Origin of the sequence: Arthrobacter sp. Cr_A7, from assembly GCF_029222765.1 — a bacterium.
Taxonomy (GTDB): domain Bacteria; phylum Actinomycetota; class Actinomycetes; order Actinomycetales; family Micrococcaceae; genus Arthrobacter.
The window spans coordinates 1-18,781 of record NZ_JARHXQ010000251.1 but is presented as its reverse complement, the minus strand read 5'-3'; the positions used below and the strand labels follow the sequence as shown (position 1 = coordinate 18,781).

11 protein-coding genes are annotated in these 18,781 nt (G+C 66.4%); 5 read left to right on the top strand and 6 right to left on the bottom strand.

Annotated features, from left to right (window positions below; genetic code table 11):
- The coding region (locus P2Q66_RS14865) for a bifunctional proline dehydrogenase/L-glutamate gamma-semialdehyde dehydrogenase (protein WP_275729349.1) at positions 1–3,491 on the bottom strand (3,491 nt) is incomplete at its 3' end.
- Positions 3,492–3,807: 316 nt separating this feature from the next.
- On the opposite strand from P2Q66_RS14865, the gene P2Q66_RS14860 reads away from it, so the two are divergent.
- On the top strand, positions 3,808–5,025 hold the full coding sequence (locus P2Q66_RS14860; RefSeq protein WP_275729348.1) for an aromatic acid/H+ symport family MFS transporter: 1,218 nt from the start codon (positions 3,808–3,810) through the stop codon (positions 5,023–5,025).
- Positions 5,026–5,154: 129 nt separating this feature from the next.
- Here the strand turns inward: P2Q66_RS14860 and P2Q66_RS14855 are convergent, their stop codons facing one another.
- Positions 5,155–6,618 carry an amino acid permease gene (locus tag P2Q66_RS14855; protein ID WP_079595414.1) on the bottom strand — a complete coding sequence of 488 codons (1,464 nt, stop codon included), beginning with the start codon at positions 6,616–6,618 and terminating at the stop codon, positions 5,155–5,157.
- A gap of 153 nt (positions 6,619–6,771) precedes the next feature.
- Between P2Q66_RS14855 and P2Q66_RS14850 the strand changes: the two genes are divergently transcribed.
- The 4 genes from P2Q66_RS14850 to P2Q66_RS14835 all read left to right on the top strand — a co-directional run bounded on the left by P2Q66_RS14850 (position 6,772) and on the right by P2Q66_RS14835 (position 10,364).
- Positions 6,772–7,686, top strand: a complete 915-nt coding sequence (locus tag P2Q66_RS14850; protein ID WP_275729346.1) for a LysR substrate-binding domain-containing protein — start codon at positions 6,772–6,774, stop codon at positions 7,684–7,686.
- Positions 7,687–7,781: 95 nt separating this feature from the next.
- Positions 7,782–8,207 (top strand): aspartate 1-decarboxylase, encoded by a 426-nt coding sequence (gene panD, locus P2Q66_RS14845; RefSeq protein WP_176156730.1) that lies wholly within the window; start codon positions 7,782–7,784, stop codon positions 8,205–8,207.
- A gap of 52 nt (positions 8,208–8,259) precedes the next feature.
- Positions 8,260–9,186, top strand: a complete 927-nt coding sequence (locus P2Q66_RS14840; protein WP_275729342.1) for an AEC family transporter — start codon at positions 8,260–8,262, stop codon at positions 9,184–9,186.
- Positions 9,187–9,233: 47 nt separating this feature from the next.
- Positions 9,234–10,364, top strand: a complete 1,131-nt coding sequence (locus P2Q66_RS14835) for an FAD-dependent oxidoreductase (RefSeq protein WP_275729340.1) — start codon at positions 9,234–9,236, stop codon at positions 10,362–10,364.
- Between the two features lie 8 nt (positions 10,365–10,372).
- Here P2Q66_RS14835 and P2Q66_RS14830 read toward each other — a convergent pair whose 3' ends face one another.
- The 4 genes from P2Q66_RS14830 to P2Q66_RS14815 all read right to left on the bottom strand — a co-directional run bounded on the left by P2Q66_RS14830 (position 10,373) and on the right by P2Q66_RS14815 (position 18,378).
- Positions 10,373–11,836, bottom strand: coding sequence for an MFS transporter (locus tag P2Q66_RS14830; RefSeq protein WP_275729338.1), 1,464 nt, complete (start codon positions 11,834–11,836; stop codon positions 10,373–10,375).
- An 89-nt stretch (positions 11,837–11,925) separates the two neighbouring features.
- On the bottom strand, positions 11,926–14,556 hold the full coding sequence (locus P2Q66_RS14825) for a trehalase-like domain-containing protein (RefSeq protein WP_275729336.1): 2,631 nt from the start codon (positions 14,554–14,556) through the stop codon (positions 11,926–11,928).
- A 230-nt stretch (positions 14,557–14,786) separates the two neighbouring features.
- Positions 14,787–15,776 carry an LLM class flavin-dependent oxidoreductase gene (locus P2Q66_RS14820; protein ID WP_275729333.1) on the bottom strand — a complete coding sequence of 330 codons (990 nt, stop codon included), beginning with the start codon at positions 15,774–15,776 and terminating at the stop codon, positions 14,787–14,789.
- Between the two features lie 277 nt (positions 15,777–16,053).
- Positions 16,054–18,378: a chromosome segregation ATPase gene (locus tag P2Q66_RS14815; protein ID WP_275729331.1), complete on the bottom strand. Its 2,325-nt coding sequence runs from the start codon at positions 18,376–18,378 to the stop codon at positions 16,054–16,056.
- Positions 18,379–18,781: the final 403 nt, after the last annotated feature.

The following is an 18,781-nucleotide window of genomic DNA, read 5'->3' as shown; positions in this document are numbered from 1 at the left end:
GAGAGGTGGTTCGGCGTGCCGAAGCGGTGGGCGGTGATGCTGACGGCCTGCTCATGCAGGAACGGCAGCAGTTCAACGCGGCCTGCCTCGGTGACGGGGTGGGCGTAAACCGCAAGGTCAGGACGGCCGCCCGTTGCTTCGGCGAGCGCCGTGGCGTCGCCGCCGATGAGGCGGATGCGCGCACCGGACAACCTGCCCGCCTTGGCGAGCCGGCCCGCGGAAGCCAGCCAGCCGGCGTCGGACTCCACCGTCACGTCGATATCCAGCGCGGTGAGCACGGGGCGCAGCTGAGCGGGAAGTTCGACGGCGGTGGACACCGTCAGCTCCGAGCCCGCCAGCACGCCGGCTGCGACGGTCCGGACGAGGTGCGCCAAGGGCGCGTCTTCTGAGAGGCGGATGGTCACGGGCAGGCTGCGGTAGCGGAAGATGTTGCGTTCCGCGCTCAAGCCGGACACGTCCTTTGCAGTCCCGAACTCCTCCGCCCAGGCCTCGGCGTCGGAGGCCAGGGCGCGCTGGACGGATTCCAGCTCACCAGGCTCCAGGGCGGCGCCGGCGGCGTTGATGATCCGGCGGACACCGGGGTGGGTGACGGCAGCCGTTGCCGTGCTGCGGGAGGAGACCCAGTCACCCAGGCCGGCCAGGTAGTTGGGCCCGCCTGCCTTGGTGCCGGCGCCGACCGCCGACTTCTTCCAGCCGCCGAAGGGCTGCCGCTGCACGATGGCACCGGTGATGCCGCGGTTGACGTAGAGGTTGCCGGCCTGGATGGAGTCCAGCCAGATACCCAGCTCCTCCGGGTTCAGGGAGTGCAGGCCCGCGGTCAGGCCGTACTCGATCTGGTTCTGGATGGCGATGGCTTCCTCGAGCGTCTCGGCCGTCATCACGCCCAGCACCGGGCCGAAGAATTCGGTCAGGTGGAAGTAGGAACCGCGTTTGACGCCGTAGCGCACGCCCGGGCTCCAGAGCTTCCCGGTGTTGTCCAGCTTCTTGGGTTCAACGGCCCAGTTTTCGCCGTCGCCCAGGGTGGTGAGGGCGTTCAGGAGCTTGCCGTTGGCAGGCTCGATGATGGGCCCCATCTGGCTCGTGGGGTCCTCCGGGTAGCCCACCTTAAGGGAGGTGACGGCGTCGATCAGCTGGTTGTGGAACCGCTTGGACTTGGCCACGGAGCCCACCAGGATCACCAGTGAGGCGGCGGAGCACTTCTGGCCGGCGTGGCCGAACGCGGAGTAGGCCACGTCCCTGGCTGCCAGGTCCAGGTCTGCACTGGGGGTGACGATGATGGCGTTCTTGCCACTGGTCTCGGCCAGCAGCGGCAGGTCCTGCCGGAAGGACCGGAACAGTTCGGCGGTTTCATAGCCGCCGGTGAGGATCACGCGGTCCACGGCCGGGTGCGAGATCAGCTGCTTGCCGAGTTCCCGTTCGCCGAGCTGGACCATGGTGAGGACGTCCTTTGGAACGCCTGCTTCCCAGAGGGCTTCGACCATAACGGCGCCGCTGCGGGCGGCCTGCTTGGCAGGCTTGATCACGACGGCGGAGCCGGCGGCGAGTGCCGCGAGGGTGGAGCCGGCCGGAATGGCGACCGGGAAGTTCCACGGCGGCGTCACCACGGTGAGCTTCGCCGGAACGAACGTGGCGCCGTCGACCTTTTCCAGCTTGCGGGCCGACTCGGCGTAGTAGTGGGCAAAGTCCACTGCCTCGCTGACCTCGGGGTCACCCTGGTCGATGGTCTTGCCGGTCTCGCTGGCCATAACCTCGAGCAGGTCCGCCCGGCGGGCCTCCAGGACATCGCCGGCACGGTGCAGGATCTCGGCCCGCTCGTCGCCGGAAAGCTGGCCCCAGGCCTTGCCCTTGTCCAGGGCGGTCTGGATGACGGTGTTGAGTGTGGCCTCGTCCTTGATGGATGCTGCCGCCACGGATACGTTGCCGAGAGTGGAGGACGGGACGCGCTCAAGGATGGCCCGGCCCCAGTTGCGGTTGGCCGGCAGGGACGGATCCGTGTCGGGGGTGTTATCGAAGCCCTCGTGCGGCATCGGGGCCGGGGGAAGGCTGCGGTCCTGGCGGCGGTTCGGCAGGGGAACGCTGTTGTCCAGGGCCTCCAGGGAGGAGAGGAAGCGCTGCTTTTCACGTTCGAAGAGGGCTTCGTTTTCGCTGAGTTCGAACACGGCGGACATGAAGTTGTCCTGACTGGCGCCCTCTTCGAGGCGGCGGATCAGGTAGGCGATGGCGACGTCGAACTCGGACGGGTGCACCACGGGTGTGTAGAGCAGCAGCGAGCCGACGTCCTTCTTGACCGCTTCAGCCTGGCCCTGGGCCATGCCCAGCAGCATTTCGAATTCGATGCCGGATTCCACGCCGCGCTGCTTGGCCAGGAGCCAGGCGAAGGCGATGTCGAACAGGTTGTGGCCGGCGACGCCGATCCGGATGTTCTTGATGCGCTCCGGGTGCAGGGAGTAGTTGATGACGCTCTTGTAGCTGGTGTCGGAGTCCTGCTTGGTGCCCCAGGTGGCCAGCGGCCAGTCGTGGAGGGAGGACTCCACCTGCTCCATGGGCAGGTTGGCGCCCTTGACCACGCGGACCTTGATGCCGGCACCCCCGTTGGCGCGGCGTTCGGCAGCCCAATCCTGCAGGCGGATCATGGCGGAGAGTGCATCCGGGAGGTAGGCCTGGAGCACGATGCCGGCCTCGAGGTTCTTGAACTCCGGCTTGTCCAGGATCCGGGTGAAGACCGCGATGGTCATGTCCAGGTCCTTGTACTCCTCCATGTCCAGGTTGATGAACTTGGCCTTCCCGCCGTCGCGGGCAAAGGAAGCGGCGCGCTGGAACAGCGGGGTGAGCTTCTCCACGACGTGTTCCACGGCTTCGTCGAAGGCCCACGCGGAGTGCGGTGCCACGGTGGAGGAGACCTTGATGGAGACGTAGTCGACGTCGGGGCGTGCCAGCAGGGTGTGCGTTCCTTCGAGCCGGCGGGAGGCTTCGTGCTCGCCAAGGACGGCCTCGCCCAGGAGGTTGACGTTGAGCTTGACGCCGTCCTTGCGGATCTTGGCGATGGCCGGGCCCAGCTTGGCGTCGGTGGCGTCCACGATCAGGTGGCCCACCATTTCGCGGAGGACCTTGCGGGCGACGGGGATGACAACCTGCGGCAGGACCGGTGCCATGGTGCCGCCCAGCTGCACTGCGCTGCGCATGTACCAAGGCAGAAACGCGGGAACCTTGGGGGCCAGGGCGGCGAGGTTGCGGGCGGCGACGTTCAGGTCTTCGGGACGAACCACGCCGTCCACGAAGCCGACCGTGAATTCCAGGCCGTTGGGGTCCTTCAGGACGCCGGCCAACTGCTCGGCGGAGGCGTCGACGGGAACCTTTGCTGCCTCGGTCAGCCAGCGGCGGACCAGGGCGACGGCGTCATTGGCCAGTGCTTTGGCCTGGGGCACGTCGACATCGACGGTCTGCGGCGCGATGCCGGTTGCAACTGCCGGTTCCATTGCAATGTGGGTCATGGCTTTTCTCGTTCTTTCCTGGGGATTCACGGAGGTCTTAGAACCAGTATGAGCTTGCTGTCACATAAGATAAAGCGATGTTTTCTAAGCAATACAGGTTAGAAAACATGAAGCTTTTGGAGCCTCTTGAAGGGAGGCGCGATCCGCCCGCGAGCGCACCTGATGCGCTCCGCTTTTGTTCGTCCTTCGAACATTTGTACGTTCAGTGAACCGCGCTGTACTCTGACTGACCGTAAGCATGCCGCAGGTCACCTCACCGTGTGTCAGGGCTCTCAGCCGGCTGCGCTCCCATCTGTCCCTAATCAATGAGGATTCCATGACAACTTCCCCCTCCACCTCCCCGTCACGGTGGCCCGTGTGGCTCTGCTGGCTGGCAATGGTCCTGGACGGTTTTGACCTCGTGGTGCTTGGCACCGTCATCCCCACCCTCATCAAGACGGGCGAACTGGGCTTCGACGCCGTAGGCGCAACGTTCGTCGCCACCATTTCTCTCGTGGGTGTGGGCCTGGGAGCACTCTTCATCGCCCCGCTCTCCGACCGCTTCGGGCGCCGCAACCTGCTGATTGCATGCGTGCTCTGGTTCTCGATTTTCACCCTGGCGGTGGTGTGGGCACCGAACGTCGCCGTATTTGGTGCCTTCCGGCTTCTTGCAGGGGCCGGCCTCGGGGCCTGCCTTCCAGCTGCCCTTGCCTACATGAACGACTATGCCCCGGCAGGTTCCGCCGGCAAGTCCACCACCCGCACCATGACGGGATACCACGTGGGCGCCGTGGCCACCGCCTTCCTTGCATTGATCGTTATTCCGGACTGGCGCACCATGTTCGTGGTGGGCGGCATCGCCGGCCTGGTCCTCCTCCCGTTCCTGTGGTTCAAACTTCCCGAGACCCTGCCCTCCGTCCGGACTGCAAGGACGGAGGAGCGGACCGGATTCCGGGATCTGGCCAAAAAGCCCTACCCCCTGGTCGCCGCGGCGATTGCTGCAGCCTCATTCATGGGCCTGCTGCTGGTCTATGGCCTGAATACCTGGCTTCCCCAGCTCATGGCCTCCGCCGGTTACCCCGTCAGCGCAGGGCTGTCCCTGCTCCTGGTCCTGAACCTTGGTGCCGTTGCCGGGCTCATCATCGCCGGCGTCCTGGCGGACAAGCACGGCACCAAACCCATCGTGCTGCTGTGGTTCGGCCTTTCGGCGGTGTGCCTCGCCCTCCTGAGCATCAAGGTGGACAACGCAATCCTGCTTAACGCCCTGGTCTTCGTCACGGGGGTGTTTGTCTTCAGTTCCCAGGTGCTCGTGTACGCCTGGGTCAGCCAGCTGTTCCCGGCCCGCCTTCGCGCAACGGCACTCGGATTCGCCGCAGGCGTGGGGCGTATCGGCGCCATCGCCGGACCTGCCGTGACAGGCGGGCTGGTTGCAGCAGGTATCGCCTACCCCTGGGGGTTCTACATCTTTGCTACGGCCGGCGCCCTCGCCGTGGTTGCGCTGCTTGCAGTTCCGCATTCCATGGCTGCCAGCCGTGAGAACTCCGTCGCGCAGTAGGCCTGCCGCCCGGAAACTAAAAGAACCCTTTCCCACAGGACCGTGGGAAAGGGTTCTTTTATTTCCTCCCAATGCGAGAGGGCGTCGCGTAAAAACCTGCGGAAGCTGAGAGAGCGTCCCGAGGGCCGGTCAGCGGAGGGGGCGGTGCATCTCCACGATCTCCTCGTGCCGCGGGCTGGCGGGGTTCATCAGGGAGTTTTTCTTGCCGTAGAAGAAGTAGATCGCCAGGCCCACCACCAGCCACACCCCAAAGCGTGCCCAGGTTTCCCAGTGGAGCTGGAACATCAGGAAGGCCGATGCCAGGACGCCGAAGGCCGGAATGACAGGCATCAGCGGCAGGCGGAAGGTGCGCGGCGCGTCGGGCCTCTTGTAGCGGAACACGATCACGGAGAAACAGACCACAACGAACGCCGCCAGAATGCCGATGTTCGTCAGGTCAGCAACAGCCTTGATGGGGAAGACGCCCGCCAGCAGGGCCGAGGCGACGCCGGCAATCCAGGTGACGCGCTGCGGGGTGCCGTGGCGGTCGGTCTTGGCGAACCAGCCGGGCAGCAGGCCGTCGCGGCTCATGGAGAACCAGACGCGGGTGACGCCCAGGAGGAAGGTCAGCATCACGGTAAGGATTGACAGGACGGCGAACACGGAGATGATCGTGGCGATCACCGGCAGCCCAACACCCGTGAAGGCCGAGGCGAAACCGGCCGTGGGGTCGATGTCCTTGTAGTTCTGCATGCCGGTCAGCACCAGCGTGGCGGCTACATAAAGCAGCATGGCAATGATCAGCGACAGGATGATGGCCTTGGGCATGTGCTTCTTGCCGTCCTTGGCCTCTTCCGCGGCGGTGCTCATGGCGTCGTAGCCGAAGACGGCGAAGAAGACGGTGGCCGCGCCGGCCAGGACGGGGCCGAAGCCGCTGGGCATGAACGGGTTGTAGTTGTTGGTGTCGATATAGAAGACGCCCAGTCCGATGATGAAGAGGATCAGGAGGACCTTGATGGCCACGGCCACGAGCTCGAACCGGCCAAACGCCTTGGTACCGCGGGAAAGGATCCAGGTCACCAGGAGGCACACCACGATGGCCGGGATGTTCACGATACCGCCCCGGCCCTCGTCAGCAGTGGAGGTCATCCAAAGGGGCATGTTGATGCCGATGCCGGAGAGGAAGGCGTCGAAGTAGCCGGAGATGCCGATGGCCACCACGGCCACGATGGCGATGTATTCCAGCAGGAGGTCCCAGCCGATGAACCAGCCGATAATTTCGCCCAGGGCCACGTAGCCGTAAGTGTAGGCGGAGCCGGCGCGGGGGATCATTCCCGCGAACTCCGCGTAGGACAGTGCAGCTGCTGCGGACGCAAGCCCGGCAACGAGGAACGAGATCAGCACAGCCGGCCCCACTCCGGGTGCGCTTTCACTTCCAGCGGCCACCAGCCCCGCGAGGGAGAAGATGCCGACACCGATGATGCCGCCTACGCCAATGGCGGTCAGCTGCCACAGCCCGAGTGACTTGAAGAGACCACTGTGTTTGTTCTCTTCCTCAATGTCATCGATGGGCTTGCGCCGCATGACCGACTGGCTCATATCTCTAGTACTCATCAGGAACTCCTGCTTGGGGTGCGACCCCGCCGCGGCACGCCGAAAATCGGCTGTGACGGGGGTAACTCGGTCCCAACAGTATGCAAGCATGCTTGCATTAGATAAAGTGACTACTTCTAACCTATATTCGTTAGTTTCGGTAAGGAATTCCTCATGCTTGATGTCCGCAGGCTTCGGCTGCTCCGGGAATTAAGCATCCGCGGGACCCTTGCGGAGGTGGCGGACGCACTGCAGTACAGCCCGTCGTCAGTGTCCCAGCAGCTTGCCCTCCTGGAAAAGGAGGTGGGTGTGGAACTGCTCCGGAAAACCGGCCGGCGGGTGCAGCTGACGCCGCAGGCTGAAGTGCTGGTGGCCCACACGGAGCAGCTGCTCCAGACGATGGAACAGGCCGAGGCGGACCTGGCGGCGTCGCTGACCACCGTCACTGGAACCGTGCGGATCGCGGTCTTCCAGTCGGCAGCGCTGGCGCTGATGCCGGACACCCTCACACGGATGTCCACCACATACCCCGAGGTCCGGATCGAGATGATCCAGCGAGAGCCCGAAACGGCGCTCCACGAGACGTGGGCACGGGACTTCGACCTGGTCATCGCCGAGCAGTACCCGGGGCACGCCGCGCCACGTTATTCCGAGCTGGACCGCGTACGCCTGACCAAGGATGCCATCCGGCTGGCTGTTCCCCCGGCGTCCGACGGCGGCCCGGCCATCCGTGGGCTGGCGGACACCGCCGAACTCGCCTGGGTCATGGAGCCACGGGGTGCCGCGTCGCGCCACTGGGCGGAGCAGGCGTGCCGCAGCGCCGGTTTCGAACCGGACGTCCGCTTCGAAACCGCGGACCTGCAGGCCCAGATCCGGCTGATTGAATCCGGCAACGCGGTGGCCCTGATGCCGGACCTGGTGTGGACCGGGCGCGGCACCTCTGCCCAGCTGCTGGAGCTTCCGGGCAAGCCGCACCGCACGGTTTTCACCTCGGTGCGCCGTTCAAGCGCGCAGCGGCCTGCCATCCTCGCAGCCCGCGAAACCCTGGCGGCCGCCGCCGCGGCAGTGGGGCGGGACGACGCCGCGTAACCACCCGCCGTCGTACGTTGTCTCATCAGTAGGCGTTGCGAAGTGTTCCCTGCGTCACTGCGGGGAAGCGGGGCCGGCGCTAGACTTGTGCCGTTATGAATCGAACAATGTTCAAGTCCAAAATCCACCGGGCCACCGTCACGCACGCCGACCTGCACTATGTAGGTTCGGTCACCGTTGACCTGGACCTGCTGGATGCTGCCGACATCCTTCCCGGTGAGCTCGTGTCCATTGTGGACGTCACCAACGGGGCCCGCCTGGAGACGTACACCATCGCGGGCGAGCGCGGCTCCGGCGTCATCGGCATCAACGGTGCAGCGGCGCACCTCATGCACGAGAACGACATTGTCATCCTGATTACCTACGCACAGATGACCTCCGAGGAAGCCAAGGCGTACGAGCCCCGGGTGGTCCATGTGGATGAGAACAACAAGGTCATCCAGCTGGGCAACGACCCCGCCGAGGGACTCACCCCCGGGATGATGCGCCCGCCGTTCGCCCTTAACAACGCCGCACTCTAACCCGGAGCGTGAGCCCCGGTAGACAACTCCGCCGCGCCCGGCAGGTTGCCCCGTGCTAGGAGTGCTGGCGGGCTTCTTTGTGGTGTGGTGCATCATCCTGGTGGGCTGGTTTGTGGGCCGGCGGAAAATCCTCGGAGACAACGCCCGCCAGGTCCTCAGCTCCCTCACCTTCTTCGTTGCCAGCCCGGCGCTGCTCTTCGAAACGCTGAGCAAGGCCCGCCTGCAGGAAGTCTTCGCGGAACCATTGCTGGTGACGGCGGTGGCCGCCATGTCCACGGCGGTTATCTTTTTTACCCTCGCCAAGTTCTGGCTGAAACGCTCTCTGCCCGAATCCCTGATGTCCTCCATGGCGGCGTCGCTGGCCAACTCGGCCAACCTTGGCATCCCCATCGCCGTCTACGTCCTGGGCGATGCCAGCTATGTGGCCCCGCTGCTGATTTTCCAGCTCGCCTTCTTCACCCCGCTGTTCCTGATGATCCTGGATTCGAGCACCAGCTCGCACCGCACCACTCCGCTGAGTTTTATCGTGATGATCCTGCGGAACCCCATGATCGTGGGTTCGGCGCTGGGGCTGGTGGTGGCCGGGACCGGCTTCCAGGTTCCGGCGCTGGTCATGGAACCCATCCACCTGATCGGCGGGGCCGCGATCCCCGCGATGCTGATCGCGTTCGGGATGAGCCTGAACGGCACGCGGCCACTGCAGGCCGCGGCGGCCCGGCGCCTGGACACCCTGCTCGCGAGCGGCTTCAAGCTGGCCGTCCAGCCGGCGCTGGCGTACCTTTTCGCCCGGTTTGCCCTGGGGATGGACGGCAACGCCCTGTTCGCGGTGGTGGTGACCTCGGCGCTGCCAACCGCGCAGAACGTCTTCGTGGCCGCCAGCCGTTACAAGACCGGACTTACAGTGGCAAAGGACACCGTCCTGATTACCACCATCGTGGCTGTGCCTGCGATGATCGGCGTCGCGCTGCTGCTCACGTAGGAACGCACTGACTGCACAACCCGGACCGAGAGAGCAATTGGAGAACCATGCAGACCATCCTTGACACTGTGGTGATCGGCGGCGGGGCCATGGGCTCGGCTGCCGCGTGGGCGCTCTCGCGCCGGGGCCGCCACGTGACGCTGGTGGAACAGTTCGGCCCGGGGCACCGGATCGGCGCTTCGCACGGCACCACCCGGAACCTGAACCCCGGCTACCACCGCCCGGAGTACGTGGCCATGCTGGCCGAAGGGCTGGCCCTGTGGGACGAACTTGAGCAGGACAGCGGCGAGAAGCTGCTCACCCGGACCGGCATTGTGAACCACGGCCCGGAGCCGATGCTTCCCGACGTCGCTGCCGCGCTGACCCAGGCCGGCATCCGTGCGGAGTTCCTTCGCCCGGCCGAGGCTGCCGAGCGGTGGGGCGGCATCCGGTTCGACCAGCAGGTGCTGCACATGCCCGACGGCGGCCAGCTCAATCCCGAGGCCGCGCTGCCCGCCTTCCAGCGGCTTGCCGTCGCCCGCGGCGCCGATATCAGGCACCACACCAAGGTGGTGGACTTCGAGGTGATGGACGACGGCGTCCGGCTGGGTTTCGAGTCCGCAGCGGGCATGGAGGTGGTCACCGCGGCCCAGGTGGTGGTGACGGCGGGCGGCTGGACCGAAAAGCTTTTGGGTGCCGCTGGTAATGCGAAGCTGCGGGTCCCGAAGCTCACCGTCACGCAGGAACAGCCCGCGCACTTCCGGATCACCGACGGGCAGGCTGTGTGGCCCGGGTTCAACCACTACCCCGGTACCGGCGGGGACTACCAGGGCTGGTACTCCCCCGTGTACGGAATGCATACCCCGGGCGAAGGGATCAAGGCCGGGTGGCACGGCGTGGGGCCAGTGGTGGACCCGGACCGGCGGTCCTTCCAGCCCGAACCCAGGCAGCTCGCGGCGCTGCAGGACTACGCCCGGACCTGGCTGCCGGGAGTGGACGCCGATTCCTTCGAGGCGATCAGCTGCACCTACACCACTACCCCGGACGAGGACTTCATCCTGGACCGGATCGGACCAGTGGTGATCGGCGCCGGATTCTCCGGGCACGGCTTCAAGTTCACGCCGGTGGTGGGCCGGATCCTTGCCGACCTTGCCACCGGCACCCGCCCGGCACCGGAGATCTTCCGCGCCTCCCGGTAGCACTGCCGCTATTGGGTGCTGTCCTCCGCATCGGCAAGGACCTGGTCCGGCCCCTTCCCTCCGCTGGTGCCGGCGCGGACAGCGGGCATGGCCAGGACCGCGGCGACGGTGACCAGACCGGCCACCAGCGCGGCCAGGAAGACGGCACCGGAAGCGGCCACCACCGCCTGCCCGCTGCTGTCCCCGCCCGGGGTTCCCGCGTAGATTGCGTTGGCCACGGCGCCGAACACCGCCACGCCCAGGGCGCTGCCGATGGACCGGGCGAACATGTTGGTGCTGGTGACCACGCCGCGCTCATTCCAGGGAACGCTGGACTGGGCGGCGATCAGGGTGGGGGTGGCCACCAGCCCCAGCCCGAGTCCCACCAGGAAGCAGCTGCCGGCCACGGACGCCACGTTGGGTACGGCTGCCGTCAGGGCCAGGACCAGGAGTCCCGCCACCGTCACGGAAACGCCGATGAGGGCCGTGGCCTTGAAGCCGATCCGCAGGTACAGCCGGCCGGCCTGCGAGGCGCTGATCGGCCAGCCGACGGTCAGCGCGGCCAGGGCCAGCCCGGCCACCAGGGGTGAGCTGGACAATGCCCCTTCCAGGAAGGTGGGCACGAAGGAGGTCAGCCCGATCAGCACCGCCCCAACTCCGAAGGACACCATGGCGGTGGTGCCAAGAAGGCGGCGGGACACCACCCAGGACGGCAGGACGGGCTCGGCCGCCCGCCGCTCCACCAGGAGGAAGAGGGCCAGGAGCACGCCGCCCGCCGCAAAGACGCCCATGCTGGCGGGTGAGTTCCACTCCCATGCCTGGCCGCCCTGGAGGGCGCCAAGGATCAGCAGTCCCAGGGAAACTGCCAGCAGCGCCGCCCCGGCGAAGTCCACCCGGTGCTTGGCCCGGTCCACGTTCTCGTGCAGGGTCCGGAGCAGCATCCATCCTGCCAGCAGGCACAGGGGGACGTTGACCAGGAAAATCCCGCGCCACAGGCCCAGGGACGCAAAGATTCCGCCGAGGCTTGGCCCCACCACGGAGGACACGGCCCACACGCTGGCGAGGTAGCCCTGCACCTTGGCGCGTTCCTCCAGGGAATAGATGTCGCCGGCGATCGTGATGGACACCGGCAGCACCGCGCCGGCGCCGAGCCCCTGCAGGGCCCGGAACGCGATCAGCGAGGGCATGCTCCAGGCGAGGCCGCACAGGACGGAGCCGAGCAGGAACAGTCCGATGCCGGACAGGATGATGGGCTTGCGGCCGGCCATGTCGGACAGCTTGCCGTAGATGGGCACGGAGACGGCCTGGGCCAGCAGGTAGGCCGAGAAGAGCCAGGGGAATGACGAAAACCCGCCCACGTCCCGCACGATTGACGGGACGGCGGTGGCCACGATGGTGGAGTCAATTGCGACGAGCCCCGTGGCCAGCATGAGGGCGATGAGGATGGGCCCGCGTTCGGAGCGGAATCCTACGCCCTGGGATGTGGTTGTCATGGTGGGTTTCCTGCCTTGGTCTCCGTTGCCGGAACCGTCCGCTGCAGGCACCCGGAACTTCCACTCTAGGCAGCAATCAGGACAAGCGGCTACCTTCTGCCCTGCAGGGCGTCCAGGAGGCGCGCACACCGGATGAAACCGAGGTGGGAGTACGCCTGCGGGTGGTTCCCCAGGTGGGTCTCGGTGCCGGGATCGTATTCTTCGGGCAGCAGGCCGGTTGGCCCGAAGAGGTTCACCAGCTGGTCGAAAAGGTCCCAGGCCTCCTCAACCCGCCCCACCGCAACGTACGCCTCAATCAGCCAGGTGGTGCAGATGTGGAACCCGCCCTCCAGGCCCGGCAGGCCGTCGTCGTACCTGTAGCGGAACACGGTGGGGCCCACCCGCAGTTCCCGTTCCACGGCCGTGACCGTATCCAGGAAGCGCTGGTCCGAGACGTCCAGCAGGCCTGACAGCCCGATGTGCAGGACGGCGGCGTCCAGATCGGGGCTGTCATAGGCAACGGTGTAGGAGGATGCTGTCTCATCCCAGCCTTCACGCAGCACCTCGTCCCGGATGGCTGTGGCGGTGGCTTCCCAGGAGGGGTCGGGGGTGCGCCCGTGCCGGGCGGCCGTCTGCAGCGCCCGGTCGAGGGTCACCCAGCACATCACTTTGGTGTACACGTGGTGCCGGGGAGCCCGCCGTGCCTCCCAGATGCCGTGGTCGGGTTCGTGCCAGCGGGCCAGCACCGCGGAAGCCATCTGGACCATCAGCTCCCAGTGGCCGTCGGTCAGCGCCGATTCCTTTTCGCTCAGGGCATGGATCAGTTCCGCGATGGGGCCGAACACGTCCAGCTGGACCTGGTGGTCCGCAGCGTTGCCGATCCGGACCGGCCGGGAGCCGGCATACCCGGGGAGACTGTCGATGACCGCTTCGGTTGAGAGCGGCGCGCCCGTCACGGAGTAGAGGGGATGCAGCCATTCCGGGCCGGGGGCGTGCTCGAGGATCCGGCCCAGCCAGCCCAGGAAACCGGCCGCTTCCTGCGTGGAACCAAGGTCCACCAGCGCGTTGACGGTCATGGACCCGTCCCGCAGCCAGCAGTACCGGTAGTCCCAGTTGCGGGTGCCGCCGATCCCTTCGGGCAGGGACGTGGTGGGCGCGGCCAGCACGGCGCCGGTGGGTTCGTGGACCAGCGCGCGGAGCACCAGGGCGGACCGGCGCACCAGGGAGGGCTTGACGCCGGGCAGGTCCAGGCTCTGCACCCAGCTCCGCGAGTGGAGTGCCACGCCGGCCCGCCGGTCCGTTTCGCCGCCGGGATCTGCGGGCTGGTGTTCGGTGTCGCCGCACCGAAGGTTGAGCACGACTGGACCGTCCTGCAGGTTGACCGCGGCCGTGGCCGTGGCGTGCCGGCCGTCCGAGGTGATGGCGAACTTCACGCCCGGGGCGTAGAGGACAATGGGGTCCGAGGTCCCCGCAACATGCAGTTCGTCGCCGCGGGCCTCCATGCTGAACGGCGCATTTGCGTAGTCGGGGCGTGGTGCGAAGACGATCCGGGCCGCACCGCTTCCTGACAGCACCCGCACCAGGCTGGTGATGCCTTCCGGGGCAGGTTCAAGGTAGTCCGTGACCGTGACGTCCGCCCAGCGGGTCTCCACGATCATGGTGCTGTCCACGTAGCGCTGGCCCAGCACCTGGGAGGCCTTGACGGGCTCGATGGAGAAGTGCCCTGCCGCATCGCCGCCGAGGATGTGGGCAAAGAGTGACCCGGAGTCCGGGAGCGGATGGCTCATCCAGCAGATCCTGGCGTCCGGGGTGACAAGGGCGGTGGAGGATCCGTTGCCGATCATGGAGTGCCGCTCAAGCCCCACGGCGTCCTCGCCGAACAGCCACGCCCGGCGCAATTCGAAGAGGATGGCCAGGACCCGGGCAAAGCACTCCGGGTCGCGGAGCCGGTGCGCGGCGCGGGTCTCCCCCGGGCCCACCCGCAGGCCCATGTCCGGCCCGCGGAGGGTGGCGATGGCGAGCTCGTCGCTGTAGGCGTCGCCGGCGTACATTGCAGCGCTGGCGCCGAGCCGCGACCGGAGGTTTTCCAGTGCCTCGGCCTTCGCCGGTTCCACGACTGAAAGGTCCAGGACCGACCCGTCCACGATGAAGAACAGCCCGTGGCTGCGGGCTATCTCCCGGGCGGTTTCCGTGACGGCCGCGACGACGTCCGCGGTGGCAGGCCGGGTGTGGACCGAAACGGCCACAGGCTTGCGCTCGATCCAGATGCCCTTGTGGAAGCCCACAGCCTCAGTGAGGGCTGCGTTGACTTTGTGCAGGACCGCTTCGGTGGCCAGCGGCTGGACATGCGCGAACTGCATGTCCGGCTCGGCACCGTGTGAGCCGATGAGATGCACCTCCGCGGGCAGGCGGGATACGGCAGCCAGGTCACGAAGCGAACGGCCGGAGATGACGGCGGCATGGGTGTTGGGCAGCGCCGCCAGTGCGCGCAGGGCGATGGCAGCGCTTCCCAGGGGGAGGGTTTCCGTGGAGATCCCCTCGGCATCGCACAGCGTTCCGCCGTAATTGCATGCCACCAGGAGCCCCGGAACCCGGGCGAGGACCTTGAGTTCCGCCAGCAGGGTGGGAGTCAGCCCGTCGCCGGCCGCGTCGGACTGGATGAAGGAACGGAGCAGCCCCAGCGGGAGGGACCTGGTAAGCAGCGCGGAATCCGCCACGCTTTGGTTCAGCGGCATCGCCATTCGTGCACCCCTTAGGCAGGACGCACCCGATAAGGCCGCCGCGGGATGGCCCGCGGCGATCGGGTGGTGCCCCTCCCCGGAGGTCCGCCGGAACTCCGGAGGGGACATCCCTCATGGTCCGCCCGGCCGGTTTCCGCCGAAAGTCCCCACCATTGCGTATGTGTAAAAGCACTGCGTATGTGGAAAAGCTGCGTATGTGGAAAAGTCCGGCGGCGCGTGGCCGCCCCCGGCTACACCCGGGCCAGGCCGGCCGCCTGGGCAAGCAGCTCGACGGACCGCAACCGGGCCTCTGTGCCGGTGCTTTGGTGGGCCACGATGAGTTCGTCGGCGTCGGCGTGCCGGCCGAAGCTGTCGAGATACTCCATCACGGCGTCGGGCGTACCCACCGCCGAATAGGTCATCATCTGGGAGACGTGCTGGCCCTGCGGTGAGTCGAGGATCATGTCCGCCTCGTCGTCGGTGAACTCCCGCCCGCCGCCGAAGAACAGGGAGACCCTTGCGCGCTTCGTCTCCTGCAGCATGGCCTGCGCTTCAGAGGCGGAATCAGCGGCAATAACATTCACGCCGGCAATCACGTGCGGCGCATCCAGCTGGGCGGAGGGCTTGAATTCCCGGCGGTAGATGGCCACGGCATCTTGCAGCGCATTGGGCGCAAAGTGCGAAGCGAAGGCGTAGGGAAGTCCCAGCTGGGCGGCCAGCCGTGCGCCGAACAGGGACGAGCCCAGGATGTAGAGCGGCACGTTTGTGCCCTTGCCCGGGGTGGCTTCCACACCCTGGATGCGGGTGGGGCCGCTGAGGTAGCCCTGGAGCTCAAGGACGTCCTGCGGAAAGCTGTCCGCAGACATCGGGTCCCGCCGCAGCGCGCGCATGGTGTTCTGGTCACTGCCGGGTGCGCGGCCCAGGCCGAGGTCGATGCGCCCCGGGTGCAGGGTTTCCAGGGTGCCGAACTGTTCGGCGATTGTCAGCGGTGAGTGGTTGGGCAGCATGATGCCGCCGGCGCCCAGCCGGATGCTTTCCGTCTGCGCAGCCACGTGGGCGATCAGCACGCTGGTGGCGGAGGAAGCGATGGAAGACATGTTGTGGTGCTCGGCGTACCAGATCCGCCGGTACCCCAGCCGCTCGGCGCTTTGAGCCATGGCCACGCTGCCTGCGAAACTCTCCGCCGCCGTCTGGCCTTTGCCGATGGTTGCCAGGTCAAGGATGGAAAGCGGAAGAGTCACGTGAGGTGCCGGCCTTTCGAAGCGTTGCGTAGTTTTGCCCACCGGGTCACGGCGGGCACGAAAGGCATAACCATGGCGGTACCCGTCTTATTTCTGTGATGTTCGGAATACTCAGCAACTGATGAGGCTGGGGCAGAAACCACAGTCCAGCGAGGACGTGGCGAAGGAAGTCATTGAGGCTCTGGGGTAGTCTCCTGAGCAGACACGAAGGGGCCAGGCCTGACGGCCGGGCCCCTTCGCTGCGGCGCACATCATTGGGCGCCGGCCTTCCACGCCCTTAGACGGCACAGCCTCCGTTCCCGATCTGCTTGTCGATGGCATTGATCTTCGTCTGCACTGCTCCCACTTGATCCTGCAAGCTACGCACCACTGCCTTTTGGGCATCGATGCTTTTACTGTTGCTCCCCTTCCTGCCCTGCAGGCCGGCCAGCACACCCTGGGCTTCCACCAGCTGGCGGTCAAGCGCGTTCAGCTGGAGCTGCAGGTCCTTGAGCGCTGATTCCGCCGCCGTGATCTCACCTTCCAGAGCGGTGAGCTGGGCCAGAAGCGGCGTCACCCTGCCCTGCAGCACGAGGATCTCCGCTTCCTTGGACTGGATTTCCGCGTTCTTCAGGGCCAGGTCAGCCACCAGCTTGTCCATGATCGCGTTCAGGCTTTCGATCTCTTTCGTCTTGCTGGAAACCAGACTCTGCGCTGCATCAACAGCCGCCTGAAGGGCCGGAAGTTCGCCTTTGAGACCTGAAATTTCCAGCTGTTTGGCTCCCACCGCTGACTCCGCTGCAACACGGGCCGCCTCGGCCTCCGCCAAAGCCACCTTCCTTGCCTCCACCACGGCCCTCTGGCCGGCAATGGCTTGCTCGGCATCGGCCACGTTCCCGATGAGTGTCGGCAGCGCCGCTTCCAGATCCTCCAGAATCTTCTCCTGGGCCGAGACTTCGCCTGATGCCACAGTGGCTGTGTCCGTAAGCACTGTGAGCTGCTGTTGCAAAGCGTCCAGTTCACCCTGCTTCCCCGCCACGGCACCGTTGGCCTGGTCCACGGCGTCCTCAAGCGCGGGAAGTTCGGCCGCCAGCTTCGCGATCTCGCCTTCCTTGGCCGTGACGGCCGCATTCGCAATCGTCAAGACCGACTGCAGCGGCACGGACAGCGTCTGCAGCGCGCTGCTTTCCTGCTGCCTGGCCAGCAACTGGCTGTTCAAGGATGACACCTGCGCGTTAAGGGCCGCCAGGTCCCCTTGAAGTCCGGAAATCTCGGCGTCTTTGTCGGTGATCTGCCCGCTGACGGCAGCCAGCAGCGTCAGCTTCTCAGCCCGTTGGGTAATAAGGCCGTTCGCGCTGCCATTGTTCTTGTCTATTTTCGCCGTCAACGCCGCGATCTCTGCTTCAAGAGTGTTCTTGTTGGCCTCCAGCTGGCTCAGCTGGGCCTGGGCCGTTGCCAGCTCACCCTGCGTGGCCGTTATCAGGCTGTTGACGTCGTCGATCCGGCCCTGGAATACCGCTGCCTCCGCTTCGGCAGCAGCGATGTGGTCATCGTTGGATTTCATCGCTGCTGCCGCTGCCGCCGCCTCCGTCTGCAGGGTAACGAGGAGTGCCTCGGCCGCAGCAATTTCTACCGTCTTGGCTGCGAGCGCTGCCGCCGCTGTGCCGGCGGCAGCTTCATCGGCCTCCAGCCCCGCCTCGACGGCCGCGATCTCAGCCTTCTTATCGGCCACCGCTTTGTCCGCTGCCGCCGCCGTTGCCTCCAGTTGCGCGAGCTTCTGCTCCGCCAGCCCGATGGTCTCCCGCTGCGCCTGCAGGGCCTCCTCAGCGGCTTCGCCCGCTGTCTCCCATGACGTGAGGTCATTCTTGGCTGCGGTCAGTTCGTCCGTTGCGGTGGCTACCGCCGCGGCGGCTTCTTGCGCCGCGGTGGCCAGGGTTACCAGATCTTCCTCTGCCGCCTCGATCTGGGCTTCCTTGGCCACCACTTCAGAGGCCGCCTTCCCAGCCGCCTCCTGAAAGACCAGAAGCTCACCGGCGGCGGTATCGATCGCGCGCTGGGCACCGGCCATTTCCGCGGTCAGGGCAGCGGCTTCGGCGCGAAGACCGGCAGCGGCCGCTTCAGCCGCAGCCTGCTGCTCAAGCAGGGGCGCGAGCTCGGCTTCGACCCCAGCCTTGTCGACATGCAGGATGGCCAGGGCCTCCCGGGTGTCTGAAATGGCGGCCAGCGTTGCAGTTTTCTCCCCGTCAAGCCTGGCGATGTCGGCGTCGGCAGTGTTGACGTCTTTCGCCAGCTGCTGTGCCTCCGCCTCGAGGGCCGCCATCTCCGTATTCACTGCAGCCTTCTGCTCCATGAGTGCCGCCTGCTGTGCCGCCAGCCCATCACGTTCAGCCTGCAGCCTGGCAATGACATCGGCGTTCTTTTTGGCCGCGGCTTTCAGCAGGTTTTCCTGGACGGTCCCCCGGTGTGCCAGCTGGTTCACCACGCCATTGCAGATCGATCCGTTGGACGATGTCCCGGCGACGGCCGGCTGCGCCAGCACCAAGCTGGTGGCCAGCAGGCCCGGCAGGACAACGGCAGCGGCGAGGCGGCGTGGAACCGACGGCTTTGACGGGGAAGTGCGCATGTGTGCTCCTGAGACCGGTGAGCGGCCCCCATTGGCCGCTGCTAGCCCAACGGTAGGTTGCGGCAGCTGCTAAGCACACGCGTAATCCCACACCTGTCTTTAGGCCCCGGGTACTCGTTAAAAGGCGACGTGCGGCGCGCGCTACTTGGTTCTTGATTCGCAGACGGCCCGAATGTGACTGCCGCGGTCGCCCGGTTAACCGGGGTTACGCCCTGTATCTCCGGGTTGCGGCGGCCTTTGATTCCCTTCGCGGCGCTGGCGGATAGTTGCTGCAACGAGCGCACCCGATGCATCCGCTACCTACTTCCCAAGGGGGAATCTTGGCCATCACCAGAACGAAACCCGCCGCCGTCGCGGCCCTGACAGCAGCAGCATTGCTGGGACTGGTTGCCTGCGCTGATCC

Coding starts and splice junctions, on each gene's coding strand:
- P2Q66_RS14855 (WP_079595414.1), bottom strand. CDS start 6,618: ATGAGTACTAGAGATATGAGCCAGTCGGTCATGCGGCGCAAGCCCATC.
- P2Q66_RS14860 (WP_275729348.1), top strand. CDS start 3,808: ATGACAACTTCCCCCTCCACCTCCCCGTCACGGTGGCCCGTGTGGCTC.
- P2Q66_RS14850 (WP_275729346.1), top strand. CDS start 6,772: ATGCTTGATGTCCGCAGGCTTCGGCTGCTCCGGGAATTAAGCATCCGC.
- P2Q66_RS14835 (WP_275729340.1), top strand. CDS start 9,234: ATGCAGACCATCCTTGACACTGTGGTGATCGGCGGCGGGGCCATGGGC.
- P2Q66_RS14830 (WP_275729338.1), bottom strand. CDS start 11,836: ATGACAACCACATCCCAGGGCGTAGGATTCCGCTCCGAACGCGGGCCC.
- P2Q66_RS14815 (WP_275729331.1), bottom strand. CDS start 18,378: ATGCGCACTTCCCCGTCAAAGCCGTCGGTTCCACGCCGCCTCGCCGCT.
- panD (WP_176156730.1), top strand. CDS start 7,782: ATGAATCGAACAATGTTCAAGTCCAAAATCCACCGGGCCACCGTCACG.
- P2Q66_RS14825 (WP_275729336.1), bottom strand. CDS start 14,556: ATGGCGATGCCGCTGAACCAAAGCGTGGCGGATTCCGCGCTGCTTACC.